Annotated in this window: 27 protein-coding genes; 17 read left to right on the forward strand and 10 right to left on the reverse strand. The window is 59.6% G+C overall.

Annotation, left to right across the window (positions count from 1 at the left end; genetic code table 11):
- The first annotated feature begins 123 nt into the window (after positions 1 to 123).
- Positions 124 to 705 (forward strand): Maf family protein, encoded by a 582-nt coding sequence (locus ACJ8IM_RS13535; RefSeq protein ID WP_051917653.1) that lies wholly within the window; start codon positions 124 to 126, stop codon positions 703 to 705.
- Between the two features lie 6 nt (positions 706 to 711).
- Here the strand turns inward: ACJ8IM_RS13535 and rluC are convergent, their stop codons facing one another.
- Positions 712 to 1,671 (reverse strand): 23S rRNA pseudouridine(955/2504/2580) synthase RluC, encoded by a 960-nt coding sequence (rluC, locus tag ACJ8IM_RS13540; protein WP_033655061.1) that lies wholly within the window; start codon positions 1,669 to 1,671, stop codon positions 712 to 714.
- A 552-nt stretch (positions 1,672 to 2,223) separates the two neighbouring features.
- On the opposite strand from rluC, the gene rne reads away from it, so the two are divergent.
- A complete protein-coding gene (gene rne / locus ACJ8IM_RS13545) occupies positions 2,224 to 5,589 on the forward strand; it encodes a ribonuclease E (protein ID WP_101455819.1) in 3,366 nt (1,121 codons plus the stop codon).
- A 63-nt stretch (positions 5,590 to 5,652) separates the two neighbouring features.
- Here the strand turns inward: rne and ACJ8IM_RS13550 are convergent, their stop codons facing one another.
- Entirely contained in the window at positions 5,653 to 5,940 is a 288-nt protein-coding gene (locus tag ACJ8IM_RS13550) for a putative quinol monooxygenase (protein WP_033647446.1), read from the reverse strand.
- Between the two features lie 213 nt (positions 5,941 to 6,153).
- On the opposite strand from ACJ8IM_RS13550, the gene pyrC reads away from it, so the two are divergent.
- From pyrC to ACJ8IM_RS13590, 8 genes are all read left to right on the forward strand, one after another.
- On the forward strand, positions 6,154 to 7,200 hold the full coding sequence (gene pyrC, locus ACJ8IM_RS13555; RefSeq protein ID WP_047568077.1) for a dihydroorotase: 1,047 nt from the start codon (positions 6,154 to 6,156) through the stop codon (positions 7,198 to 7,200).
- A 75-nt stretch (positions 7,201 to 7,275) separates the two neighbouring features.
- Positions 7,276 to 7,515: a DNA damage-inducible protein I gene (gene dinI / locus ACJ8IM_RS13560; RefSeq protein WP_033638037.1), complete on the forward strand. Its 240-nt coding sequence runs from the start codon at positions 7,276 to 7,278 to the stop codon at positions 7,513 to 7,515.
- A 130-nt stretch (positions 7,516 to 7,645) separates the two neighbouring features.
- Complete coding sequence (locus ACJ8IM_RS13565) at positions 7,646 to 7,924, forward strand: hypothetical protein (protein WP_033646451.1); 279 nt, start codon at positions 7,646 to 7,648, stop codon at positions 7,922 to 7,924.
- A gap of 201 nt (positions 7,925 to 8,125) precedes the next feature.
- Complete coding sequence (gene bssS, locus ACJ8IM_RS13570) at positions 8,126 to 8,380, forward strand: biofilm formation regulator BssS (protein WP_004927812.1); 255 nt, start codon at positions 8,126 to 8,128, stop codon at positions 8,378 to 8,380.
- Between the two features lie 141 nt (positions 8,381 to 8,521).
- Positions 8,522 to 9,637 (forward strand): N-methyl-L-tryptophan oxidase, encoded by a 1,116-nt coding sequence (gene solA, locus ACJ8IM_RS13575; RefSeq protein ID WP_101455818.1) that lies wholly within the window; start codon positions 8,522 to 8,524, stop codon positions 9,635 to 9,637.
- Between the two features lie 216 nt (positions 9,638 to 9,853).
- Positions 9,854 to 10,480, forward strand: coding sequence for a LuxR C-terminal-related transcriptional regulator (locus ACJ8IM_RS13580; RefSeq protein ID WP_033655066.1), 627 nt, complete (start codon positions 9,854 to 9,856; stop codon positions 10,478 to 10,480).
- 122 nt (positions 10,481 to 10,602) lie between these two features.
- Positions 10,603 to 10,719, forward strand: a complete 117-nt coding sequence (locus ACJ8IM_RS13585; RefSeq protein ID WP_033638034.1) for a DUF2770 family protein — start codon at positions 10,603 to 10,605, stop codon at positions 10,717 to 10,719.
- A gap of 3 nt (positions 10,720 to 10,722) precedes the next feature.
- Complete coding sequence (locus ACJ8IM_RS13590) at positions 10,723 to 11,727, forward strand: zinc-dependent alcohol dehydrogenase family protein (protein WP_039566619.1); 1,005 nt, start codon at positions 10,723 to 10,725, stop codon at positions 11,725 to 11,727.
- On the opposite strand, the gene ACJ8IM_RS13595 is transcribed toward ACJ8IM_RS13590, so the two are convergent.
- Positions 11,675 to 12,733, reverse strand: coding sequence for an AI-2E family transporter (locus tag ACJ8IM_RS13595; RefSeq protein ID WP_033646455.1), 1,059 nt, complete (start codon positions 12,731 to 12,733; stop codon positions 11,675 to 11,677). The two genes, ACJ8IM_RS13590 and ACJ8IM_RS13595, sit on opposite strands and share 53 nt — an antisense overlap.
- Positions 12,734 to 13,175: 442 nt before the next feature.
- On the opposite strand from ACJ8IM_RS13595, the gene ACJ8IM_RS13600 reads away from it, so the two are divergent.
- Both ACJ8IM_RS13600 and ACJ8IM_RS13605 read left to right on the forward strand, forming a co-directional pair.
- A complete protein-coding gene (locus tag ACJ8IM_RS13600) occupies positions 13,176 to 13,730 on the forward strand; it encodes a cytochrome b (RefSeq protein WP_004927830.1) in 555 nt (184 codons plus the stop codon).
- A 23-nt stretch (positions 13,731 to 13,753) separates the two neighbouring features.
- On the forward strand, positions 13,754 to 14,332 hold the full coding sequence (locus ACJ8IM_RS13605) for a YceI family protein (protein WP_016928208.1): 579 nt from the start codon (positions 13,754 to 13,756) through the stop codon (positions 14,330 to 14,332).
- 45 nt (positions 14,333 to 14,377) lie between these two features.
- On the opposite strand, the gene trhO is transcribed toward ACJ8IM_RS13605, so the two are convergent.
- Positions 14,378 to 15,445: an oxygen-dependent tRNA uridine(34) hydroxylase TrhO gene (gene trhO, locus ACJ8IM_RS13610; protein WP_033646457.1), complete on the reverse strand. Its 1,068-nt coding sequence runs from the start codon at positions 15,443 to 15,445 to the stop codon at positions 14,378 to 14,380.
- Between the two features lie 119 nt (positions 15,446 to 15,564).
- Positions 15,565 to 15,723 carry a hypothetical protein gene (locus ACJ8IM_RS13615; RefSeq protein WP_033655068.1) on the reverse strand — a complete coding sequence of 53 codons (159 nt, stop codon included), beginning with the start codon at positions 15,721 to 15,723 and terminating at the stop codon, positions 15,565 to 15,567.
- 261 nt (positions 15,724 to 15,984) lie between these two features.
- Between ACJ8IM_RS13615 and ACJ8IM_RS13620 the strand changes: the two genes are divergently transcribed.
- From ACJ8IM_RS13620 to ACJ8IM_RS13635, 4 genes are all read left to right on the forward strand, one after another.
- A complete protein-coding gene (locus ACJ8IM_RS13620) occupies positions 15,985 to 16,905 on the forward strand; it encodes a Kdo(2)-lipid IV(A) acyltransferase (protein WP_033638030.1) in 921 nt (306 codons plus the stop codon).
- Positions 16,906 to 17,006: 101 nt separating this feature from the next.
- A complete protein-coding gene (locus ACJ8IM_RS13625; RefSeq protein WP_033655070.1) occupies positions 17,007 to 17,291 on the forward strand; it encodes a YciI family protein in 285 nt (94 codons plus the stop codon).
- Between the two features lie 201 nt (positions 17,292 to 17,492).
- Positions 17,493 to 18,731 carry a multidrug efflux MFS transporter MdtG gene (gene mdtG, locus ACJ8IM_RS13630; RefSeq protein ID WP_033638028.1) on the forward strand — a complete coding sequence of 413 codons (1,239 nt, stop codon included), beginning with the start codon at positions 17,493 to 17,495 and terminating at the stop codon, positions 18,729 to 18,731.
- Between the two features lie 474 nt (positions 18,732 to 19,205).
- Positions 19,206 to 20,759 (forward strand): peptide MFS transporter, encoded by a 1,554-nt coding sequence (locus ACJ8IM_RS13635; protein WP_101455817.1) that lies wholly within the window; start codon positions 19,206 to 19,208, stop codon positions 20,757 to 20,759.
- Positions 20,760 to 20,810: 51 nt separating this feature from the next.
- Here ACJ8IM_RS13635 and ACJ8IM_RS13640 read toward each other — a convergent pair whose 3' ends face one another.
- From ACJ8IM_RS13640 to ACJ8IM_RS13655, 4 genes are read right to left on the reverse strand one after another with little or no spacing between them, the layout of a single operon-like run.
- Complete coding sequence (locus ACJ8IM_RS13640) at positions 20,811 to 21,209, reverse strand: VOC family protein (protein WP_101455816.1); 399 nt, start codon at positions 21,207 to 21,209, stop codon at positions 20,811 to 20,813.
- On the reverse strand, positions 21,200 to 21,628 hold the full coding sequence (locus ACJ8IM_RS13645; RefSeq protein WP_101455815.1) for a YeeE/YedE family protein: 429 nt from the start codon (positions 21,626 to 21,628) through the stop codon (positions 21,200 to 21,202). The genes ACJ8IM_RS13640 and ACJ8IM_RS13645 overlap by 10 nt, the downstream gene beginning before the upstream one ends.
- A gap of 1 nt (position 21,629) precedes the next feature.
- Complete coding sequence (locus ACJ8IM_RS13650) at positions 21,630 to 22,064, reverse strand: YeeE/YedE family protein (protein ID WP_047568091.1); 435 nt, start codon at positions 22,062 to 22,064, stop codon at positions 21,630 to 21,632.
- The gene (locus tag ACJ8IM_RS13655; protein WP_033638023.1) at positions 22,054 to 22,371 is read right to left on the reverse strand and encodes an ArsR/SmtB family transcription factor; all 318 of its coding nucleotides are present in this window, start codon (positions 22,369 to 22,371) and stop codon (positions 22,054 to 22,056) included. Before ACJ8IM_RS13655 ends, ACJ8IM_RS13650 begins: the two co-directional genes overlap by 11 nt.
- A 135-nt stretch (positions 22,372 to 22,506) precedes the next feature.
- Here ACJ8IM_RS13655 and ACJ8IM_RS13660 point away from each other — a divergent pair, with 135 nt between their 5' ends.
- Entirely contained in the window at positions 22,507 to 23,307 is an 801-nt protein-coding gene (locus tag ACJ8IM_RS13660) for an AraC family transcriptional regulator (RefSeq protein ID WP_101455814.1), read from the forward strand.
- Here ACJ8IM_RS13660 and leuA read toward each other — a convergent pair.
- The gene (gene leuA, locus ACJ8IM_RS13665; protein WP_101455813.1) at positions 23,258 to 24,946 is read right to left on the reverse strand and encodes a 2-isopropylmalate synthase; all 1,689 of its coding nucleotides are present in this window, start codon (positions 24,944 to 24,946) and stop codon (positions 23,258 to 23,260) included. The genes ACJ8IM_RS13660 and leuA overlap by 50 nt on opposite strands.
- Positions 24,947 to 25,068 lie beyond the last annotated feature (122 nt).

The following is a 25,068-nucleotide window of genomic DNA, read 5'->3' on the forward strand; positions in this document are numbered from 1 at the left end:
TTGTAACGACATAGAGTCAAAGAAAAAGGCCGTAAAACGGCTCCTTTCACCAATATTCGCTTCCACAGCGGCCGACAGTTTAAAATGCCGTACCCATTTACGCTACGGTTTGCGAAAAAAATTATGCAGAGATTGCTTTTAGCCTCCACCTCACCCTATCGAAAAATGCTGCTGGAGAAGTTACGGCTGCCCTTCGACTGCGCCGCACCCGAGGTGGATGAAACCCCACTGCCGGGCGAAAGCGCCGAAGCGCTGGTGCTGCGCCTGGCGGCGGCGAAGGCTCAGGCGCTGGCCCTCGCCTATCCCGAGCATCTGATCATCGGCTCCGATCAGGTCTGCGTGATCGATGGCAACATCACCGGCAAGCCCCATACCGAGGAAAACGCCCGGGCGCAGCTGCGCCAGGCCAGCGCCCAGGCCGTAACCTTCTATACCGGCCTGGCGCTGTACAACGGCCGCAGCAAGCAGCTGCAGGCCCTGTGCGAGCCGTTCCACGTGCATTTTCGCGCGTTGAGCGAAGCGGAGATCGCCGCCTATGTACGTCTGGAGCAACCGCTGAACTGCGCGGGCAGTTTCAAGAGCGAGGGATTGGGGATCGCGCTGTTCGACAGGTTGGAAGGCCGGGACCCGAACGCCCTGATCGGCCTGCCGTTGATCGCGCTGTTTGAGATGTTGCGGGCTGAAGGCATCAACCCGCTGGTCTGACGCGGATTACTTGGCCACCTGCCGGCGCAGCACCTGCAGGCAGTGGCGCAGCTCTTGGTCTATCGGCGCTTCGATGCGCATCGTTTCGCCGGTGGCCGGATGCTCGAAGCGCAGCGCCGCGGCGTGCAGGAACAGCCGCTTCAGGCCGGTACCCGCCAGCTGGCGATCGAACTCGCGGTCGCCATAGCGATCGTCAAAGGCGATCGGATGCCCGGCATGCAGCGTGTGCACGCGGATCTGGTGAGTGCGCCCGGTGATCGGGCTGGCCTTCACCAGCGTGGCGAATTCGTAACGCTCTTCCACCTTGAAGCGGGTTTCCGAAGGCTTGCCTTCGCTGCTGACGCGCACGATGCGCTCACCGCTTTGCAGAATGTTTTTCAGCAGCGGCGCCTGTACGGCCTTGCAGTGGGACTGCCACTGGCCGCGCACCAGCGCCAGATAATCCTTCTGCATCCCCTTCAGCCGCAGCTGTTCATGCAGCGAGCGCAGCGCGGAGCGCTTCTTGGCCACCAGCAGCACGCCGGAGGTGTCGCGATCCAGACGGTGCACCAGCTCGAGGAAGCGGGCTTCCGGGCGCAGCGCGCGCAGCCCTTCGATCACGCCGAAGCTCAGGCCGCTGCCGCCGTGCACCGCGGTGCCGGAAGGCTTGTTGAGGATCAGCAGGTGGTCGTCTTCATACAGAATGCAATCGGCCAGTGCGGCTACCTTATCCAGCTTGGCCGACACCGGCGTCTCTTCGCGCTCGGCCACCCGCACCGGCGGCACGCGCACCACGTCGCCGGCCGCCAATTTGTATTCGACCTTGATGCGCCCTTTATTGACCCGCACCTCGCCCTTACGCACGATGCGATAAATCATGCTCTTCGGCACGCCTTTCAGGCGAGCGAGCAGAAAGTTGTCGATTCTCTGACCGGCTTCGTCGTCGGAAATCGTGATGAATTGTACTGCTGGATTGTTCGTTTTCATGGTGCGGGATTCTAAATAGAGCGCGTGAATAGCGCCACATCTTTTTCTGTGCTTAACTGTCTCTCTGACGGCGGGCGAAACCCCAGCGGACAATAAGGCAGCAAGCCGGTTTGAACGTTTGCGATTTCTTCCGCAGTTAAGGAAAAGTCACCTTGCTATAACGGCATCAGCAGTGGAATAATGCAGTCACTTTCCGCGTTGATTCTCGTTAAACAGGGAAAACGGTGGAATTATAAAATTTGTCTGATCGCGCAAAAACGCAGCAATGGCGTAAGACGTAATGCGAAATCAAACAATTAGCGGGCTGCGGGTTGCAGCTTGGCCGGCAAATGGAATCAGATCTGTCGACGTAAATCAGAGGCTATTCCCCTAGTAAAAGTGCTGTCTTTCACAAAGAAAAGCAGGCTTACCGAGATAATGCGCCCCTATGCAGGCGACAACCGTGAGGTTGACGGCTTTGCGAGAAGACACGGGGCTTTCGGTTTAACTCCGGCCATGAGGTTATTTTGCCCGCAGCTTTGTCGATAATGTAAAAATAACGAGTAAGTTAAGATGAAAAGAATGTTGATTAACGCAACTCAGCAGGAAGAGTTGCGTGTTGCCCTCGTAGATGGACAGCGGCTGTATGATTTGGATATCGAAAGTCCGGGTCATGAGCAGAAAAAAGCGAATATTTACAAAGGCAAAATCACCCGCATTGAACCAAGTCTTGAAGCAGCGTTCGTGGACTACGGCGCAGAACGACATGGTTTCCTCCCTCTTAAAGAAATCGCCCGCGAATACTTCCCTAGCAATTACTCTTCCCATGGCCGCCCGAACATCAAAGATGTGCTGCGCGAAGGCCAGGAAGTCATCGTTCAGGTAGACAAAGAAGAACGTGGCAACAAAGGCGCCGCCTTGACCACCTTCATCAGTCTCGCGGGCAGTTATCTGGTGCTGATGCCGAACAACCCGCGCGCCGGCGGTATTTCCCGCCGCATCGAGGGTGACGATCGCACCGAGCTGAAAGAAGCGCTCTCCTCGCTGCAACTGCCGGACGGCATGGGCCTGATCGTTCGCACCGCGGGCGTAGGCAAATCCGCCGACGCACTGCAGTGGGATCTCTCCTTCCGCCTGAAGCACTGGGAAGCGATTAAAAAAGCCGCCGAAGGCCGCCCCGCGCCGTTCCTGATCCACCAGGAAAGCAACGTTATCGTGCGCGCCTTCCGCGATTACCTGCGCCCGGACATCGGCGAAATCCTGATCGACAACCCGAAAATTCTCGATCTGGCCAAAGAGCACATCGCTGCGCTGGGCCGCCCGGATTTCAGCAGCAAAATCAAACTGTACAGCGGTGAAATCCCTCTGTTCAGCCACTACCAGATCGAATCGCAGATCGAATCCGCCTTCCAGCGTGAAGTGCGCCTGCCGTCCGGCGGCTCGATCGTCATCGACAGCACCGAAGCGCTGACCGCCATCGACATCAACTCCGCCCGCGCCACCCGCGGTGGCGACATCGAAGAGACGGCGTTCAACACCAACCTGGAAGCGGCGGACGAGATCGCTCGCCAGCTGCGCCTGCGTGACCTTGGCGGCCTGATCGTCATCGACTTCATCGACATGACGCCGGTTCGCCACCAGCGCGAAGTGGAAAACCGCCTGCGCGATGCCGTGCGCCAAGACCGCGCGCGCATCCAGATCGGCCGCATTTCCCGTTTCGGCCTGCTGGAAATGTCCCGTCAGCGCCTCAGCCCGTCGCTGGGCGAATCCAGCCACCACGTGTGCCCACGCTGTAACGGCACCGGCACCATTCGCGACAACGAATCGCTGGCGCTGTCCATACTGCGCCTGATCGAAGAAGAAGCGCTGAAGGAAAACACCAAAGAAGTTCACGCTATCGTGCCGGTTCAGGTTGCTTCGTACCTGCTGAACGAAAAGCGCGAATCCGTCAGCGCGATCGAAAAACGTCAGGGTGGCGTGAAAGCCGTCATCGTGCCTAACGATGAAATGCAAACCCCGCACTACTCGGTGCTGCGTGTGCGCAAGGGCGAGGAAACCTCTACCCTCAGCTACCTGCTGCCGAAGCTGCATGAAGAAGACATGGAGCGCCCGCTGGAAGACGCGCCGATGGAACGCAAGCGTCCGGAGCAACCGGCCCTGGCTTCCTTCTCCCTGTCCGCCGATGCGCCACCGCCGGCTGAAGAACCTGTCGCCGTGGCCAAGCCTGCCGCTGCCGCCGCCAAAGCTAAAGCCGCAGCGCCGGCCGCCGCCAAGCCGGGCTTCCTGGGCCGCCTGTTCGGTGGTCTGAAGAGCCTGTTCGCCGGTGAGGAACAACCTGCCGTCGAAGAAACCAAACCGGCCGAAACGCCGAAGGCGGAAAGCAACGGTGAAAACCGTCGTCAGGATCGTCGCGGTCAGCGTCGCCAAGGCACCGGCCGTAAAGAGCGCGGTGAGCGTGGCGACCGTCCGGAACGCGGCGAGCGTAAAGAGCGCGGTGAAGGCCGTGACAATCGCGAGCGCGACAACCGTGAGCCACGTGAGAACCGCGAAGGCCGTGAATCGCGTGAATCCCGCGATGAACAGCGCCGTAACCGCCGCAACCAGCAGCAGAACGCGCCGGTAGCGGAGGAAACCGCCTCGGAAGACAGCGCTAAAGCACCGCGCGAAGATCAGCAGCAACGCCGTGAGCAGCGTGCTGAACGCCAGCGTCGTCGTCAGGAAGAAAAACGTCAGGCGCAGCAGGAAGTGAAAGCGCTGGAAAGCGTTGAAGCTGTCGAGAGCACCGACGAAGAGCAGGAAGAACGCCAGCAGCAGAACATGCAGCGCCGCCAGCGCCGCCCTCTGTCGCAGAAGGTGCGCATCCTGTCCGCGGAAGAAGAACTGCAGCGTGCAGCGGAAGAGCTGCTGGCGCCGAAAGCGCCGGTAGCGAAAGCCGAAGTCGCGCAGCCGACCGCCGACGACAGCGTCAAGCTGCTGCCGGAAACCGTTGCCGCTCAGCCGGAAGACGATGCCCAGGGCGAAAACCGTGGCAACGGCGAAGGCATGCCGCGCCGTTCCCGTCGTTCACCGCGCCACCTGCGCGTCAGCGGCCAGCGTCGTCGTCGTTACCGCGATGAGCGTTACCCGCTGCAGTCCCCAATGCCGCTGGCGGGCGCGTTCGCTTCGCCGGAAATGGCATCGGGCAAAGTCTGGGTAAGCTACCCGGTTGCTCAGGTTGAAGAAGCCGAAGTGCAGGCCGAAGCCGTAGAAGTAGAACAGGCAGCGGCAACGGTTGTTGCCGCAGCGGTTGAACAGCACAGCGTTGCCGTGGAAGAAACTCAGGCTGCGGCCAGCGTCAACGAGCCGGCACCAGAAGCCGCCGTTGAAACTGCGGCCGTTACCGTAACGGAAGAAGCTGCAGCCGTAGCGCCTGTCGTTGCCACCCCGGCCGAGGAAACCCCGGCGCCGGTGGAAGCCGCGCCGGCACCTGTCGCAGTTGAAGAACCGAAAGCGGAAGAGACTGCCCCGGCAGTGGAAGCCGAGCCGGTAGCTGAAACCGTTGCGGCAGAACCTGTGGTTGAAGACGAGCCTGTGGTCGACGCTGCGCCGGCAGAAGCTGCGCAAGCGGAAGAAACGCCAGTGGCAGAAGCAGCGCCTGCGCCAGCCGCCGTGGAAGCCGCTCCGGTCGAAAAAGCCCCGGCGCCAATCGCCGCAGAACCTGCGCCAGTGGTTGCTCAGCAGCCGGCACCGGTGAAAGCCGTGCAGGACGTACTGTACAAACACATCGCCACTGCGCCGATGACCAAAGCGCCTGCGCCGGCCTACGTGCCGGAAGAACGCAAGCACAGCGACTGGCAGCGCCCTTCCTTCAACTTTGAAGGCAAAGGCTCGGCAGGCGGCCATTCGGCGGTGAGCCAGGCCACCGCGCCGGCCACCAAGCCGCAGCCGGTTAACGAATAAGTTAATCTGCAGCTCTAAAAAAAAACCCGCCATCGGCGGGTTTTTTCTTGCCTGCAAAAAGGCTCAGGCTATCTTTTTCAGTTTTTTGATGTCTAAAACATCCAACTTGCCGTCAAGCCGGCTGACGAACTGCTGAAAATGCGCCGTCTCATTATGCTTATCCAGCGCTTCGCTGCTGGCCCAACGCTCAAAGAACACGAAAACGCCCGGCTTTTCCAGATCGCGATGCAAATCATATTGCAGGTTGCCCAACTCCTGGCGGCTCGGCTCGAGAATGTCGTGCACCGCTTCGCTGACGGCGTCTTCAAATCCCGCTTTCGCTTGCAGGGTGGCGATAACGCGTACTTCCATTGCTTTCTCCCTTTCCACTTGATGAAGGTCGACGGTATTGGCGTCGGCATCGTTGAAATCCCTGTTACTATGCGCCCGCCGCGCTATTGATTTCAACTTGTCGCCAACAAACAGATGCATCTCAGGCGCTTTCCGCTTATCCTTACACCCCGGCGTGAATAAACCCATTATTCGCTTTTCATTAGACGTATTTGACCGCCGGAGCCTAGCTAGATGACCGCACAACCTCAAGTTCTGAAAATCCGCCGCCCAGACGACTGGCATATCCACCTGCGTGACGACGAGATGCTGAAAACGGTGGTGCCCTATACCAGCCAGGTATTTGGCCGGGCGATCGTGATGCCGAACCTAGTTCCGCCCGTAACGACCGTGGCCGCCGCGCGCGCCTACCGCGATCGCATTCTGGCGGCGGTCCCGCAGGGTCACAACTTCACTCCGCTGATGACCTGCTATCTGACCAACTCCCTGGCGGCCAGTGAACTGGTCAACGGCTTTGAGCAAGGGGTGTTTACTGCCGCCAAGCTGTATCCGGCCAACGCCACCACCAACTCCAGCCACGGCGTCAGCGACGTGACCGGCATTTACCCGCTGTTCGAACAGATGCAAAAAATCGGCATGCCTTTGCTGATCCACGGCGAAGTGACCGACCCTGCCGTCGATATCTTCGACCGCGAGGCGCGCTTTATCGAGCAGGTGATGGAACCGATCCGCCAGCAGTTCCCGGAGCTGAAGATCGTCTTCGAGCACATCACCACCAAAGAAGCGGCGCAATATGTGCAGGCAGGCAATCGTTTCCTCGGCGCCACCATCACGCCGCAGCACCTGATGTTCAACCGCAACCACATGCTGGTCGGCGGCATTCGCCCACACCTGTTCTGCCTGCCGATCCTCAAGCGCAATGTCCATCAGGAAGCGCTGCGTCAGGCGGTCGCCAGCGGCTCGGATCGTTTCTTCCTCGGTACCGACTCCGCGCCGCACCTCAAGCATCGCAAAGAGTCCAGCTGCGGCTGCGCCGGCTGTTTCAACGCGCCGAATGCCATCCCGGCTTACGCCGCGGTGTTCGAACAGCTCGGCGCGCTGGCGCACTTTGAGGCCTTCTGCTCGCTCAACGGCCCGCGTTTCTATGGCCTGCCGCTCAACGAAGACTTCATCGAGCTGCAGCGCGTGCCGACCACCCAGCCGGAAGAGATCGCCCTGGGCAATGAATCCGTGATCCCCTTCCTGGCCGGTGAAACCCTGAACTGGTCGCTGAAAGACTGATATTTTTTCTTCGCCCTCTTGCCCCCGCAGTCGGTTAACTGTATAAATAAACAGTAAATCGCTTCGGGGGCAATTATGCGTGTTGAAGTCACTATAGATAAAACCCGGCCGCTGCCGTCGGGCGCCATTGAGGCGCTGACCGGTGAACTGGGCAAACGGGTCAATCGCCAGTTTCCAGACGCCGTCGTGCACGTACGTTATGCCGGCGCCAACGGGCTCTCCGTGCTGGGGGGCGCCAAAACCGACCGGGATCTGATCGAGGAAATCCTTCAGGAAACCTGGGAAAGCGCGGACGAGTGGTTCAGCGCAGAATAACACTGCAATGCTGTTTTTGCCGGGGGTCGCTCTCCGGCTTTTTTGTTTCTGGCGCCCAGCCCATTCATCGCTTACCCTTACTCTGGAACAAAATCCGCCTCAGCGCTGTATTTAACGCAAAGGAGTAAGCATGGCCCCGGACAAGGTGAAATCCGAAGACGCAATGACGTTTGGCGAACTGCTGGCGTTGATTGCCGATCAGAAAAGGCGCTTGAACGTACTGGAAGTGGCTTTCTCTTATCTGGCCTTCAGCCTGGATGACAAAGCCAACCAGCGGCTGATCCACAGCCTGAAGCTGGAATCGCACAGCCAGAATCGCGACGCCGAAACGCAAAAGCATTTCGCCCATTTGGCCGAAGAGCTGGAAAAATGTCTGTATGGTGCATCGCCACCTGCCGACGCGGAATAACGCGCCGCGCTGTACTCACCCACTGCAACACATACAAATTTGTAGAATAATTGCTCAAATAAATATTTATTTTGCAAATTTTGGTGACAACCCCCTCCACCGATGAAAGCGGATGCGTATACTGTAATTGCTCTCATGATGATGAGCCGCATTGATCCTCGTTAGTCACTCACGGTAGTTACTACTCAATAAGGGGTCTTTATGGACAGAAATGATGAAGTAATTCAGACGCACCCGCTTGTCGGTTGGGATATCAGTACTGTCGACGTTTACGACGCCATGATGATACGCCTTCATTACCTGTCTTCACTAGACCAAACGCCCGAAGAAGCCCAAGTAGACAGAACGCTTTGGCTGACCACAGATGTCGCCCGTCAATTAATCAATATCTTAGAGGCCGGCATCGCCAAGATTGAAGCTACGGATTATCAGGATCTTGATCGCAGAAAACATTGATTCATCGTCCCCTAACCCCTAAGGCGCCGCGCCCCATCCCCGGCGCCTTTTTCTTTGCCTTTCGCCGTTCAATCAGTGCATTGCGCCCGCCAACCTTTTATCATGGGGCGATAAGAATTCGCTATCAGAGAGGGTGGGCACGTGGAATATGATTTGATTGTGGTGGGCAGCGGTTCAGTCGGCGCAGCGGCAGGGTATTACGCAACCCGCGCCGGCTTGAAAGTGCTGATGATCGACAGCGCCATTCCCCCGCACCGCAACGGCAGCCATCACGGCGATACCCGCATCATCCGTCACGCTTACGGCGAAGGTGAAAAGTACGTGCCGCTGGTGCTGCGCGCGCAGGCGTTGTGGAATGCGCTGATTCAACATTCCGTCGAGGAACTGTTCCAGTCGTGCGGCGTACTCAACCTGGGGCCGCAGCACTCCGAATTCATTCGCAATGCTCAGCAGAGCGCGCAAAAATTCCGCCTGAACGCACAAACCCTCAGCGCCGAACAGATTGCTCAACGCTGGCCGGAATTCCGCACGCCGGAAGGTTACGTCGGCGTTTTCGAGCCGGACGCCGGCTTCCTACGTTCCGAACTGGCGGTGGCCAGCCTGATCAAGCTGGCGAAAGAGGCCGGCTGCAGCCAGTTGTTCAACTGTCCGGTCAGTGCGGTGGAGCCTATCGATGGCGGCGTTGCAGTCGTCACCGGCGAAGGGCGTTTCACGGCGCGAAAAGCGGTGGTCACCGCCGGCACCTGGGTGAAAGTGCTGTTGCCGCAGCTGCCGGTTGCGCCATTGCGCAAGGTATTCTCCTGGCATCAGGCGGATGGCCGCTACAGCGTGAACAATCGCTTCCCGGCCTTTACCGTTGAAGCGCAAGACGGCACGCACTATTACGGCTTCCCGGCGGATAACGACGGCCTGAAAGTGGGCAAACACGACGGTGGCCAGCCGATGGATGCCCCCGAGCAGCGTAAACCTTTCGGCAGCCACGCCAGCGACGGTACCGAAGTCTTCACCTTCCTGCGGCAGTTTTTACCGGGTGTAGGCGTATGTTTACACGGCGAAGCCTGCAGTTATGACATGAGCCCCGACGAAGACTTTATTATCGATACCCTGCCGGAGTGCGATCGCCTGATGGTCATCAGCGGATTGAGCGGCCACGGCTTCAAGTTCGCCAGCGCACTGGGCGAGATTGCCGCGCTGTTCGCGCAGGACAAAGCGCCGCCGGTCGACGTCTCCAGCTTTGGTCTGAAACGATTTAGCTAAGCAAAGGCTGTCGCTGTCCTGGTTCCCGTCGAGCCCTGGGCAGCGAAATCTGACGGTTACAATTTCTTAACCTGCTAACTCTTTTAAATACCAAGTAAAAATTCTTATAACGGAAATTTCTTGCATTCAGCAGTTGAATTTCCGAATTGAACACTTGCAGTGTAAGTCCTATTTTACAGAAGATATGCTCCATCGGCTTTCAACAAGGACGTCACCATGAAACTACTTGTCGTGGACGAATGCTGCTTCACCCGGGTCGGTATAGCCAGCTACTTTGCTGATAGTGGGATTACGACGATCAAGTGCTGCCACAGCATTGAGTACGCTACGCCGCTGTTGGCCAGCTTTCAGCCGAGCCACATTCTGGTGAACCTCAGCAATCAGTGCCGCTATAACGAAGCGGACGCACAGCTGCTGGCGTTTATGGAGGCCAGCCAGTCTGCCTTGATGTTTATCTATCTCGATACGCCTTACCCTTACAGCGAAACGCCAATGCGCATCGCCGATAACGCGTTTCTGTTCAATAAAAGCATTCTGCCGCTCACCTTACGCACGCTGCGCGAAAATCCGCTGGCGCTGGCCGATGACGGCGAAGAGCGTTCCCTGTTCAGCCCGCAGGAACTGACGGTGATGAAATATTGGATGGCGGAGATGCCCAACTACCGCATCGCGAAAAAACTGCAAATTAGCTCGCATACGGTGTACGTGCACAAGCGGCACATCACGGAGAAGATCAACGCGCGCAACCGGCTGGAGTTCTACTCGTTGTATAACGTGCTGCGTTATTTCTACCCGCCGAACACGCCAACGAACTCGACGCCGTTGGCGCTGCTGGCGGTATGACATCAAGCCTGCGATAACGCAGGCTTTTTTATCGCCATTCTTCCAGCACTCATGCGCGGCGCGCTATAAAAGACGCCGAGAAAAGGACTATAATCAAAAGTCTCTTTCTTCTGGCGGCTGAAATGTTAAACCGAATACTGGCGGCTATCGTCAACAACGTGCGTGAGCACCTGGTGCTGTATCTTTGCCTGTGGCTGGTGCTGCTGGCGCTGGATGTCTACTTTTTCTTCGTGCTGTAACCCATGCCGTCGTCATTTCCCCGATTGAGCTTCAACCGCTTCGGCGATCCCGCCCAGGTGCTGACGCTGCAGCAGGTGAACAGGCCGCCGCTGCGCCCCGGCCGGCTGCTGCTGCAGATGCGCTATGCCCCGATCAATCCTTCCGACCTGATCCCGATTCACGGCCAATACGCGCACCGTATCGCCCTGCCGCAGGTGCCGGGCTATGAAGGCGCAGGCGTCATCGTCGATCCGCAGAGCGGGCGCTCGACCGGCCGACGCGCGCTGGCGGTAGCGGGTGACGGCAGTTGGCAAACCTTCGTCACGCTGCCTGAGGATCGGGTGGTGTGGGTGCCGGACGACATCGACGACAACGACGCGGCACAGATTTACATCAACCCGCTCACCTGCTGGGTGCTGCTGACGCAATGGCTGCCGCTCAACGCCGGCGACGTGCTGCTGCTCAACGGCGGCGGCTCCGCCGTTAGCCTGCTGTTGGCGCAGCTGACGGCGCTGCGTGGTATTCGTCTGGCGGTGGTAGTGCGCAACGCCGCCCATCGCCAGGCGCTGCTGGCCGCCGGCGCCTGGCGCGTTATCGAAGCGCCGCAGCTGGCGAAAATGACCCATTTTGGCGCCCGCGCCGCCATCGACTGCATCGGCGGAGAAGACGGATTGCAGCTGGCGCGAGCGGTTCGCTCCGGCGGCGATTTCGTGGCGCTGGGCCTTTTAGGCGGGTGCCAGGTGGACTGGCGGCGCGTAGTGGACGAGTTAAAGCTGCGCGCTTCGCTGTTCCACCTGCGTAAATGGAATGCGCAGGCGGCGCCGGCGCAGTGGCAAACGGCGTTTTATCAGCTATTCCAGCTGCTGCGCCGCGGCCAGCTGGCGCTGCGCCCGCCCGCCGCGATTTACCCTCTGCATCAGTACGCAGCTGCGCTGCAACACGCCGCGCAGCCCGGCGTCAGCGGAAAAATCTTCCTTACTCCGGCGCCGCCGGAGGCTGGCGCGGCGGGCGGCCGTCCCCCAGGATAACCGCCAGCCGATAGCCGCCCTCGGTGGTCTCCAGCGCGATGCGCGCCACGATCGTCAGCGGCACCGACAGCAACATGCCCACCGGGCCGAGCAGCCAACCCCAAAAGATCAGCGACAGGAACACCACCAACGTCGACAGCCCCAGCCCGCGCCCCATCACCCGCGGTTCGAGGATATTGCCGATCACCATGTTGACAGCGATAAAGCCGCCCGCCACCACCAACGCATCGCCCAATCCGTTGAACAGCAGCGCCTGAATCAACGGTGGAATGGCGGCCAATACCGAGCCAATATTGGGGATATAGTTGAGCAGAAACGCCAGCAGCCCCCAGATAAAGGCGAAGCGCACCCCGACCGCCGCCAGGAAGATCCAGACGATTACCCCGGTGGCCAGGCTGATGATGGTTTTAATCACCAGATAGCGCGTCACGCCGTCCAGCGCCCGCCGCATCGCGGCGAGGCCTTCGTTCGGCTTATCCAACGCCTGCTGCAGCTTATAAGGCAGCAGCTGCACTTCAAACAGCATAAACACCACGGTCATCAGCAGCAGGAAGACGTTGGTCATGGCGCCAGACAGGTGCCCCAGCATGCGGGTAACCAGATTCATCGCCGCGCTGGGATCGACATACTGCAGCATCGCTTCGCTGGAGAGGCTGATATTGAAGCGATCGGCGTAATGCTGCAGCTCGCGCAGTTTCTCGATCATCATGCCGCGGTACTGCGGCAGCGAGCGGGCGAACTCGTTCAGCGAAGCGCCCAGCATGCCGATAAACAGCATCACGACCACGATCACCGCCGTCACCAGCAGCGTCACCCCAAGGATGCGCGGCACCCGGCGGCGTTCCAGCATCGTGACCAGCGGGTTCAGCACCATGGCGAGGAATACCGCCAGTAGAAACGGCACCACGATGTCGGCGGCGGCTTTCACCCCGGCCAAAATGATCACCAACATCGCCAACAGGACGGCCAAACGCAGGCTGCTGTCGGTTACTCGGGTTCGGCCCATGACGTTTCCTTGTTATTTCACTGGGTTAACCGGCCACAAAGAGCCGACTCTTGGCGCTAATGGTAGCAAAGTCGGCCGTCACGCCGCAGAGGATTTAGCGTAACCGTTCGAATAATTTAATCTTTCCGCCCTGCTCTTCACCGCAAGAAATAGGCATAACCTTTGCCAACCAATAATCCCGCCCAGCAATCCATGAACGGTTTACGTAAAATGACAAAAGCTGACATTAATAGATAATAAGCCTAATTTTCAACAACTAGCATAATCGCCACGTGAAAGAAATCATATCATCTTCAACGATTTATCTGATGAACTCCGAACATCTCAAACAAATTCACTGACTAATATTTCTAAGAAGTAACATAGTTAAATTTATTATTGATTTTATGTTTCCTAAAGTTTAATTATTGCAGCCAGCCAATCGGTAATCGAAGGAAACAGGATGCTCTGGAAAAATACCGCCGATCGTTTCGGCCATGTGTCAGTGTTGATCCACTGGCTGGTGGCGCTGACGGTGTACGGCATGTTCGCCCTCGGCCTGTGGATGGTCACGCTGGGCTATTACGACGTCTGGTACCACCAGGCGCCGGAGATCCACAAAAGCATCGGCACGCTGCTGTTCATCGTGATGGTGATCCGCGTGATCTGGCGCTTTGTCTCGCCGCCGCCCAAGCCTCTGGCCAGCTATGGCCGCCTCACTCGCGTCAGCGCCATTCTCGCGCATCTGGCGCTGTATGCCGTGCTGTTCGGCATTCTGATCAGCGGCTATCTGATCTCGACCGCCGACGGCCAACCGATCAGCGTATTCGGCTGGTTCGACGTACCCGCCACCGTGACCGGCATGGCGGAACAGGCCGACACCGCCGGCGCCATACACCTTTACCTGGCCTGGGCCGTGGTAGTGCTCTCGGTACTGCACGGGCTGGCCGCGCTTAAACATCACTTTATCGATCGTGATGTCACTTTGAAACGGATGCTGGGTAGCAGCGCCGATTAACCTTTGGATTTATGGAGATTGCTATGTTGAAAAAGACCGTATTGGGCCTGACCGCAGGCGCCCTGCTGCTGAGCGCCGGTTCCGCACTGGCGGCGGACTACAAGATCGACAAACAGGGCCAGCACGCCTTTATCGAGTTCCGCATCCAGCACCTGGGTTACAGCTGGCTGTACGGCAGCTTTAAAGACTTCGACGGCGGCTTCACCTTCGACGAAAAAGATCCTTCGAAGGACAAGGTCAACGTGACCATCAATACCGCCAGCGTCGACACCAACCACGCCGAACGCGACAAGCACCTGCGCAGCGCCGAGTTCCTCAACGTGGAGAAGAACAAGCAGGCCAAGTTTGAATCCACCGAAGTGAAGAAAAGCGGCGACGGTTATGCGGTGGTCGGTAACCTGACGCTGAACGGCGTGACCAAACCGGTTACGCTGGACGCCAAACTGATTGGCCAGGGCAACGATCCGTGGGGCGGCTACCGCGCCGGCTTTGAAGCCAACGGCAAGATCAAGCTGAAAGATTTCGGCATCACCACCGATCTGGGCCCGGCGTCGCAAGACGTTGAGCTGATCATCTCCGTAGAAGGCGTGCGCGAGAAATAAGTAAAAAAGCCCGGCTTGGCGGCCGGGCTTCTCATTTCCTCAGGCTCAGCGGGCTGGACCTTCTTCTTCCGGTGCCGGAATGTGCATCGTAGTCTGCAACAGGCCTTTCGACTTATTGAAGATCTTGACGCCGTTTTCCCGGCCGGCACGGCGCGCGCGTTGCTCTTCGCGCGGCAGCTTCAGCTCTTCGCGGCAAATCTCGCTGCAGCACCCTTCAAACTTGGCGGCGCAGCTCGGGCACTGAATGAACAGCAGGTGGCAACCGTCGTTTTTGCAGTTGGTGTGGGTGTCGCACGGCGCCCCGCACTGGTGGCAGTTGGCGATCACATCGTCGGAAATGCGCTCGCCCATGCGCTCATCGAACACGAAGTTTTTGCCGATAAACTTCAGCGGCAGCCCCTGCTCTTTCGCTTTGCGGGCGTACTCGATGATCCCGCCTTCCACGTGGTAGATGTTTTTAAAGCCGTTGTGCAGCATATAGGCGCTGGCTTTTTCACAGCGAATACCGCCGGTGCAGTACATGACGATGTTTTTGTCTTTGCTGTCCTGCAGCATCTCCACCGCCATCGGCAGCTGATCGCGGAAGGTATCCGACGGCACCTCGATGGCGTTTTCGAAGTGACCGACTTCGTACTCATAGTGGTTGCGCATATCGACGAACACCGTATTCGGATCGTCGATCATCTGATTGACGCGATCGGCCTGCAGATATTCGCCGACGTTGCTTGGGTCAAAGCTCTCGTCATCGATGCCGTCGGCCACGATGCGCTCGCGCACCTTGAGGCGCAGCACCCAGAAGGATTTTCCGTCGTCTTCGAGCGCGATATTCAGGCGAACCTGATCCAGCGCCGGGTGCGAGGCGAACAGCGCGGCTTTGAACGCGTCGAAGTTATGCTGCGGCACGCTGATCTGCGCGTTGATGCCCTCTTTCGCCACGTAGATGCGGCCGAACACCTTCAATTTTTCGAACTGAACGTACAGGCTGTCGCGAAACGCTTTGGGATCGTCGATGGAGAAATATTTGTAAAAAGAAACTGTGGTGCGCGGCTCGGTTTCCGCCAGCATGCGCGCCTTCAGTTCCTCATTAGAAATTCGGTTATGTAACACTGGCATGGTGTACTTTCCTGTCTTTCGGGAGGTGACTGATTATCGCGCGCAGCCTGCCGGCCCGCGCGCGGCGCACATCATACCCGAAAAACCGCCGCCGCGCAGCCCTGGCGCAAACGCCCCGTTCAGCGTCCGCCGCCTTCGGTAAACGCGGAAGCCAGTATACCGAGCGCCATCATCACGCCGGCGAGCGCCAATATCGCGTTCACCTGCAGATGCGCGCCGACGCTGCCGACCGCCGCGCCCAAAACCAGCAGCCCCGCACTGATCCATGGTGCCAACATATTTACCCTCTGAATAATTACCAGCAATAATATCGCCATTATCTTTGGCAGGAAAGATTGTGGAAAAATTCGGCATTCGATGCATATTTAACGCCCAAAAAGGGATTTTAATGCGTTGTGTTTTCCCGGATCGCCAGAAAAATGCCACAATAGTCGCAAACAAACGGCAGAAACGAACCTTGCCGCCGAGCTCACCCGGCTGCCAGACCATGCTATGACTCTGTCATTACACTTAAACAACCGTATTCAAACAGAGAACCCATGACTCAAGTTCCTACTTTCAATCGTTCCTTATTGCACCCGCGCTACTGGCTGACCTGGGTCGGCATCGGCTTGCTGTATCTGCTGGTGTTGCTGCCTTATCCCGTCATCTACTGGCTCGGCACCTCGATTGGGCGATTTTCCATGCGCTTTCTCAAGCGACGCGTCGCTATCGCCCAGCGTAACCTCGAGCTCTGTTTTCCCGACATGCCGCAGGCCGAACGCGATGCGCTGGTGGTAAAGAATTTCGAATCGGTCGGCATGGGGCTGTTTGAAACCGGCATGGCGTGGTTCTGGCCCAACTGGCGCATCGAGCGCTGGTTCAAGGTCAGCGGCCTGGAGCACATCCAAAAGGCCCGCGACAACCAGCAGGGCGTGTTGCTGATTGGCCTGCACTTTTTGACGCTGGAGCTGGGCGCGCGCATCTTCGGCATTCACAACCCGGGCATCGGCGTTTACCGCCCGCACGACAACAAGCTGATGGACTGGCTGCAAACCTGGGGCCGCATGCGTTCCAACAAATCGATGCTGGATCGCAAAGACATCAAAGGCATGATCCGCGCCCTGAAACAGGGCGATATCATCTGGTATGCGCCGGATCACGACTACGGCCCGCGCAGCAGCGTATTCGTGCCGCTGTTCGCGGTAGACAAAGCCGCCACCACCACCGGCAGTTACGTGCTGGTGCGGATGGGCAAACCGGCGATCATTCCGTTCACCCCGCGCCGCCTGCCGGACGGCAAAGGCTATGAGCTGATCATGCAGCCGGCGGTGGAAAACTTCCCGCTGGATAACGAACTCGATGCCGCCGCTTTTATGAATAAAGTGGTGGAAAAAGAGATCCTGATGGCGCCGGATCAATATATGTGGCTGCATCGCCGCTTCAAGACCCGCCCGGAAGGCGAGCCTTCGCTCTACTGATAAAGCAAACCCGCCGCCGGCGGGTTTTTTATTGCGCGCCTCTTGAGAATCGACGGCGAGGGTGGGATGGTAAAGCCTTTGCCGCCAACCCCGGAGCCGCCATGTACATTGTCAGCCTGACCTACCATCGCCCGATCGCCGACGTCGACAGCCACCTTGACGGGCACATCGCCTGGCTTAAGAAATATTTTCAGGACGGCACCTTCATCGCCTCCGGCCGCAAGAATCCCCGCACCGGCGGCGTGATCCTGGCCAAGGGCATTGAGCGTGCGCGGCTGGACGCCATCCTGGCCGAAGATCCGTTTAACGCCGTGGCCCACTACGAGGTCACTGACTTTAGCGCCACCACCACCGCCGCCGGTTTCGAGGCGCTGGCCGGCCTATAAAACGCTGAAAATTCCGCGCGCCAAGCGCGGAATAAGGTTTAAGCGTCATTTTTAAAACTTTATTTCATTTTTCGCCCTATTCCCGTCCTCTGGTTTGCCGTAGCCGCGCCGGCGGCGCATACTTATCAGGCTAACTTTCACGTTTTGCCCTCCATCTTTTTGCCGCCGGCAAAACGCGTCACCTTTCGGCAATGGACATTTATGGCTTCGGCAGCAGAACCCGTTAACTGGAAACGCAACCTTTTCGTCGCCTGGGTAGGGTGCTTTCTCACCGGCGCCGCCTTCAGCCTGGTGATGCCGTTTCTGCCGCTGTACGTCGAGACCCTGGGCGTAACCGGCCATCAGGCGCTCAACATGTGGTCCGGTCTGCTGTTCAGCATTACCTTCCTGTTTTCCGCTATCGCCGCGCCGTTCTGGGGCGCCCTGGCCGACCGACGCGGCCGTAAACTGATGTTGCTGCGCTCGGCGTTGGGCATGGCGATCGTCATGGTGCTGATGGGCATGGCGCAAACAGTCTGGCAGTTTCTCGCGCTGCGGGCGGTGCTGGGGTTGCTTGGCGGGTTCATACCCAACGCCAACGCGCTGATCGCCACCCAGGTGCCGCGCAACCGCAGCGGCTGGGCGCTCGGCACCCTGTCAACCGGCGGCGTCGGCGGCGCGCTGATCGGCCCGTTGATCGGCGGCCTGCTGGCCGATCTGTACGGCCTGCGCCCGGTGTTTTATATCACCGCCGCGGTGCTGTTCGTCTGCTTCGTGCTGACGCTGCTGTATGTCAAAGAGCAATTTACCCCGGTGCAAAAGCGCGACATGTTGCACGCACGGCAGGTGTTCGCCTCGTTGAAGAACCCGAAGCTGGTGCTCAGCCTGTTCGTCACCACCATGATCATCCAGATCGCCACCGGCTCAATTGCCCCGATCCTGACGCTGTATGTGCGCGATCTGGCCGGCGCGACCCATAATCTGGCGTTTATCAGCGGGCTGATCGCCTCGGTGCCCGGCGTCGCGGCATTGATGAGCGCCCCACGGCTGGGCAAGCTGGGCGATCGCATCGGCCCGGAACGCATTCTGGTCTTTATGCTGATCGTCTCGGTGCTGCTGCTGATCCCGATGGCGTTCGTGCAAACACCGTGGCAGCTCGGCGTACTGCGCTTTCTGCTGGGGGCGGCCGACGGCGCGCTGCTGCCGGCGGTACAGACGCTGTTGATTTATAACTGCACCAATCAGGTCGCCGGCCGAATTTTCAGCTACAACCAGTCGTTCCGCGACGTCGGCAACGTCAGCGGCCCGCTGCTCGGCGCCGCGGTCTCCGCCGGCTACGGTTTTCGCGCGGTCTTCGCCGTCACCGCTTTGGTGGTGCTGTTCAACGCCGGTTATTCCTGGTGGTGTCTGCGGCGGCGGCCGGGCTATATGCGGGAAGACACGCTGCAGGAAGAACAATAGCTGCATTTATCGCCAATTTACGCGATTGGCCGGATCAACGGCGCGTTTCCCCTACTTTTAATAATGCTTCCTGCGGGCCGGCGAATTTTCGCCCCACTCGGAACATTCTTACTACAACATCTTGTTTACCAACAATTAATTAACTTTCAGCGCATAAAACCCGCTGTCAATCATATTCCTGCCACAACCAACAGAAAAACCAGAAAAGGAGATGCTTGTCGACTTTTCGTCTAAAAAATGGGATACAGGTACTAGACAAAACCAACGACCAGTTATCAAATGGTTAAATAATATCATGCCAGATGTGAACCATCGGCCAAGTGAAGAAAAGGTCAGCACGCTTTCCACGGTTTATCAGCGTTGCAGCCGCGGTTTTGTCGGGTAATCCGCATTGGGCGGATCGCCTTCATTAAATACACATACAACCACAGTACGGGCTGCAGCCATGCAGCGCCTTTTTATTGGGAAATCGTTATGCAATCCTCTGTCAATAAGTCAGAAAGCCGGACCTTCTTCGGCCATCCCTATCCGCTGGGTTCTCTGTTCTTCACCGAAATGTGGGAGCGCTTTTCGTTCTACGGCATCCGTCCGCTGCTGATCCTGTTTATGGCCGCCACCGTATACGACGGCGGCCTGGGTCTGGCGCGCGAGAACGCGTCGGCGATCGTCGGCATCTTCGCCGGCAGCATGTACCTGGCGGCGCTGCCGGGCGGCTGGCTGGCGGACAACTGGCTCGGCCAACGCAAGGCCGTTTGGTACGGTTCGATTCTGATCGCCCTCGGCCACCTGTCGATCGCCCTGTCCGCGGTGATGGGCACCAACCTGTTCTTCATCGGCCTGATGTTCATCGTGCTCGGTTCCGGCCTGTTCAAGACCTGTATCTCGGTGATGGTCGGCACGCTGTACAAGAAAGGCGATGCGCGCCGCGACGGCGGTTTCTCGCTGTTCTACATGGGCATCAACATCGGTTCGTTCATCGCCCCGTTGATCTCCGGCTGGCTGATCAAGTCACACGGCTGGCACTGGGGCTTCGGCATCGGCGGTATCGGGATGCTGGTGGCGCTGGTGATCTTCCGCGTGTTCGCCGTCCCGGCGATGAAACGCTATGACCGCGAAGTGGGCCTGGATTCCACCTGGAACAGCCCGGTCGCGAAGAAAAAAGGCGTCGGCGCCTGGCTGCTGGCATTGGCGGTAGGCCTGGCTGCGGTCATCGTGCTGATCGCTCAGGGCACCATCGTCATCAACCCGGTCGAAGTAGCCAGCGTGCTGGTGTACGTGATCGCCGCGTCGGTCACCCTGTACTTCATCTATCTGTTCGCCTTTGCCGGCCTGAGCCGCAAAGAGCGCGCTCGCCTGCTGGTGTGCTTTATCCTGCTGATCTCCGCCGCGTTCTTCTGGTCGGCGTTTGAACAGAAACCGACCTCGTTCAACCTGTTCGCCAACGATTACACCAATCGCATGGTCGGCGGCTTCGAGATCCCGGCGGTGTGGTTCCAGTCGATCAACGCCCTGTTCATCATCCTGCTGGCGCCGGTGTTCAGCTGGGCCTGGCCTGCGCTGGCGCGCAATAACGTGCGCCCGAGCAGCATTACCAAGTTCGTGATCGGTATCCTGTGCGCCGCCGGCGGTTTCGGCCTGATGATGCTGGCCGCGCAGAATGTGCTGAGCAACGGCGGCGCCGGCGTATCGCCGATGTGGCTGGTGGGCAGTATCCTGATGCTGACGCTGGGTGAGCTGTGCCTGAGCCCGATCGGCCTGGCCACCATGACGCTGCTGGCGCCGGAGAGAATGCGCGGGCAAATGATGGGGCTGTGGTTCTGCGCCAGCGCGCTGGGCAACCTGGCGGCCGGTCTGATCGGCGGTCACGTCAAGGCCGACCAACTGGATATGCTGCCGGATCTGTTCGCTCGCTGCTCAGTCGCGCTGCTGATCTGCGCCGCCGTGCTTATCGTGCTGATCGTGCCGATTCGCCGCATGCTGGAAAATACCCAGTCCAAGAGCGTGCAAAAACCGGCGACCAACGCCTGACGGATAACCCGTTTTTATCTCGCAAACCGGCGCTCGAGGCGCCGGTTTTTTTTATGCTTGCCAGGCCTGATGTTGCAGGACCACCCGGTAGCCGTCAGGATCTTCAAAGGTTTGCCCCGCCCTATCCCAATAGGGGTTATAGGCGACAACCGCCAAGAATCCCGCCGCCCGCATCCGCTCACACGCGGCTCGCCATTCGTTCTCATCCGGCAGATAAAACACCAGCAGATGATCCTGCGTCGGCGCCTGTCCTACCCGCACCCCGCGATGCTGCGTGAACTCCAGATGGTAGGCATGCTGCGGATGCCCGATCATAATGCCGTCAAAGCCCTGATGATCGACAAACTCGCCCAGCCTTTCAAACCCCAACCCGCGGCAATACAGCGTGGCAATCTCTTGCAACCGATCGGTCGGGCGCGCAATGCGCAACACCGCCTTGGCTATCGACATGAACGCCTCCACCTCATGATAATCTCATACAGCGCCATGCCCACCAGCATCGCCAGCAGGAACGGCCATACCCGTTGTATTTCCGCCCCCGCCAACACCCAGGCGGGGCCAGGGCAAATGCCAGCGATGCCCCAACCGACGCCGAACAGCGCGCTGCCCGCCAGCAAACGGCGATCCACACGCCCGGCGGCCGGGATCTGCAGCGGTTCGCCCAACAGGCTCCGCTCGCGTCGCCGCGCCCACAAGAAGGCCGGCGCCGCCACCGCGATCGCCCCAACCATCACCAGCGCCAGCGAAGGATCCCACTGGCCGGTAATATCGAGAAACGCCAGCACTTTGGCCGGATTAGCCATGCCGGCGACGATCAGCCCCAGACCGAAAATCACGCCGCTCAGCAGCGCCAACAGGGATTTAAACATCTCACCCTCCCAGCAAGTGGCGCATCAGCCACACGGTCATAAAACCCAGCAGCATAAACACCGCCGTGGCGGCCAGCGAACGCGGCGCCAGCCGCGCGACGCCGCACACGCCGTGCCCGCTGGTGCAACCGCTGCCCAATCGTGTCCCCACCCCCACCAACAGCCCTGCTACCGCCAGCCCGCCGCTGCCGGCCGCGATCTCAGCAGACGGCAAAGCCGCTGCGGCAGCATACAGCCAGGGGGAAATCAGCAACCCGCCAAGAAATGCGGCGCGCCAGCCCCGCTCGCGGCCACCCGCGCTCAATAAACCGCCGGTAATGCCGCTGATGCCGGCGATCCGGCCGTTGAACAGCAGCAGCAGCGCCACCGCTGCGCCGATAATGGCTCCGCCCGCCAGCGCGGAATACGGCGTGAAGTGTTGCCAGTCAATGGTCATCGCGGTTCTCCGGCTGTGGGCAATAGAGTTGATACAGGGTATGGAGCAGCGCCAGCGCTTTGGCATCGGCCACCGCATAGTAAATCTGCTTGCCGGCGCGTCGGGTGGAGACCAATCCCTCCTCGCGCAGCACGCCAAGCTGCTGGGACAGCGTCGGCTGGCGGATATCCAGCGCCTGCGCCAGCTCGCTCACCGCCATCTCGCCCTGGCTGAGCCGGCACAGCAGCAACAGCCGATCTTCGTTGCCCAAGGTGCGCAGCATCGCGCCAGCCTGCGCCGCCGCCTTGCGCATCGCGTCAATATCCATTGCCCCTCCATCAATTTATAAAATTATATAATATTATTTTATAAACCATTCCGCCGTACCGCGCCACAGACTGGTGTGAAACAGCGCCGCATGGCATGCTGTCTTCCCCCTTTTGCCGCGCGGAGCCTGCTTACGATGCTGTTGTTTCACGACGTTCTGCCGCCCGACCAGCCTGTCCGGCCGTTGGCCAAGGATTATCGCCACGGCGACAGCGAGCCGGATCACTACCATCACTGCGCGCAGCTGATTCACAGCCTGAGCGGCGTGGTGCAGGTCACGACCCGGCTCGGCAGTTGGGTGGTGCCGCCCGGCCGCGGCGTCTGGGTGCCGGCTAAGGTGGTGCACAGTCTGCGCATTACCGGCCAGGTGGCAGCCAGGACGCTGTTCGTCGATCCGCTGGCGCGCGCCGATCTGCCGGCCCAATGCCAGGTGGTGCAGGTTTCTCCGCTGCTGCGCGAGTTGATTATCTGTGCGGTGGAGATTGCGCCCGATTACCCGAGCGGCGGACGCGATGAACGCGTCATGGAACTGATTCTGGATGAGTTGCGGATGCTGCCGATCCTGCCGCTGCACCTGCCTGAACCGCGTGAGCCATCGCTGCTCGCCCTGTGCCGCCATATCCAGGCTACGCTGGCGCAGCCCTGGACGCTGGAACAGGCGGCCGCTCATCTCAGCGTCAGCGGACGCACCCTGTCGCGGCGCTTCCAGCGCGAAACCGGGCTGCATTTTAGCGATTGGGTGCGACGCGCCCGTTTGCTGGCGGCGCTGAACGCGCTGGCGACCGGCCGCTCGGTGTTGGAAGTGGCGCTGGATCTCGGCTATGACAGCCCCAGCGCGTTCAGCGCCATGTTTCGTCGAGTGCTGGGGGTCGCGCCCAGCGACTATTTCAGCCCGGCCGCGCCGACGTTGACGCCAGATAGCGTCCGGCGACGTTGAGCAGCGCCTGCAGCGAGGCGCTGGCGGAGTCGACGTCGATGCCAACGCCGTAGGTCGCCTCACCCTGCGGCAACGAGCAGCGAATATAGGCCACCGCCCGGCTGTCGCTCTGGTGCCCCAGCGTATGCTCGTGGTAATCCTCGATCGCCAGCGGCAAGCCGAAGCGCTGGCGCAGCGCATCCACCGCGCTGGAAAGCAGGCCATTGCCGGCGCCCTGCAGCCGCAGCGGCTCTCCCTCACAGGCAACCCGCGCATTGAAGCTGTAGGCCTCTACGCCGTGGCTTTCCGTCTGGTAGCTCAGCAGCTGCAAGCGCGGTTGCTCCACCAACCCATAGGTGTCGCGGAATAAGCGCCACAGCTGCGCGCCGCTCATTTCCTTGCCGCTGCCGTCGGTCGCGCGCTGCACCACCTGGCTGAAATCAATCTGCAAACCGCGCGGCAACGCCAGCCCGTGATTTTGTTCCAACAGCCAGGCGGCCCCGCTTTTGCCGGACTGGCTGTTGACCCGGATCACCGCCTCATAGCTGCAGCCGACATCGGCGGGATCGAGCGGCAGGTAAGGCACCTGCCACCAGCCATCCTGGCGCTGGCGCTGGGCGGCGAAGCCTTTTTTAATCGCATCCTGATGCGAACCGGAGAAGGCGGTAAACACCAACTCGCCGGCATAAGGATGGCGAGGGTGCACCGGCAGCTGATTGCACAGCTCCACCACCTCCACCACCTGCTTCAGGCGGCTGAAGTCCAGGCCCGGCGCCACGCCCTGGGTATAGAGATTCAACGCCAGCGTAACCAGATCGACGTTGCCGGTGCGCTCTCCGTTGCCGAACAGGCAGCCTTCGACCCGATCGGCGCCAGCCAACAGCGCCAGCTCCGCGCAGGCCACGCCGGTGCCGCGATCGTTATGCGGATGCACGCTGATCGTTACATCGGCGCGGCGGCTAAAGTGGCGACAGAACCATTCAATCTGATCGGCATACACATTGGGCGTGCTCACTTCCACCGTCGCCGGCAGATTGATGATCATCGGCCGCTGCGGCCCCGGTTGCCACACCGCCGCCACCGCTTCGCAGATCTCCAGCGCGAACGCCAATTCAGTAAAACAGAAGGTTTCCGGCGAATACTCGAAGCACCAGGCGGTATCGGGCTGTGCCTCGCACTGCCGGCGAATGCGCCGCGCGCCGTTCACCGCCAGCGCCACGGTGGCGGCCTTATCCTGGCGGAACACGATGTCGCGAAACACCGGCGCCGTGGCGTTGTACAGATGCACGATAGCCCGTGGCGCCCCCTGCAGCGCCTCGAAGGTGCGGTCGATCAGATCGTCGCGCGACTGCGTCAGCACCTGAATCGTGACGTCGTCCGGGATCAGCTGCTCGTCAATCAGCGTGCGCACAAAATCGAAATCCGTTTGCGACGCCGAAGGGAAAGCCACTTCAATTTCTTTGAAACCACACTGCAACAGCAATTGATAGAACTCGCGCTTGCGCGCGTTATCCATCGGTTCCGCCAGCGCCTGGTTGCCGTCGCGCAGATCGCTGGAGCACCAGCGCGGCGCCTGCCGCAGCGTACGCGCAGGCCATTGGCGGTCCGGCAACGCCACCGGCGGGAAGGGTCGATATTTGCTTGAAGGGTCGATTAACATGGGCTTCTCCTGACGCCTGAATGAACGATAACGCCATTATTTCCCGCCCTCGCCGCCTCTTCTCCCGCTTTGCGGACAACCATCGTCGCAATGCGGACAACAAAAAAATTTGCATCCTGCGC

Origin of the sequence: Serratia sp. CY33525 (assembly GCF_052169115.1) — a bacterium.
GTDB lineage: Bacteria > Pseudomonadota > Gammaproteobacteria > Enterobacterales > Enterobacteriaceae > Serratia > Serratia sarumanii.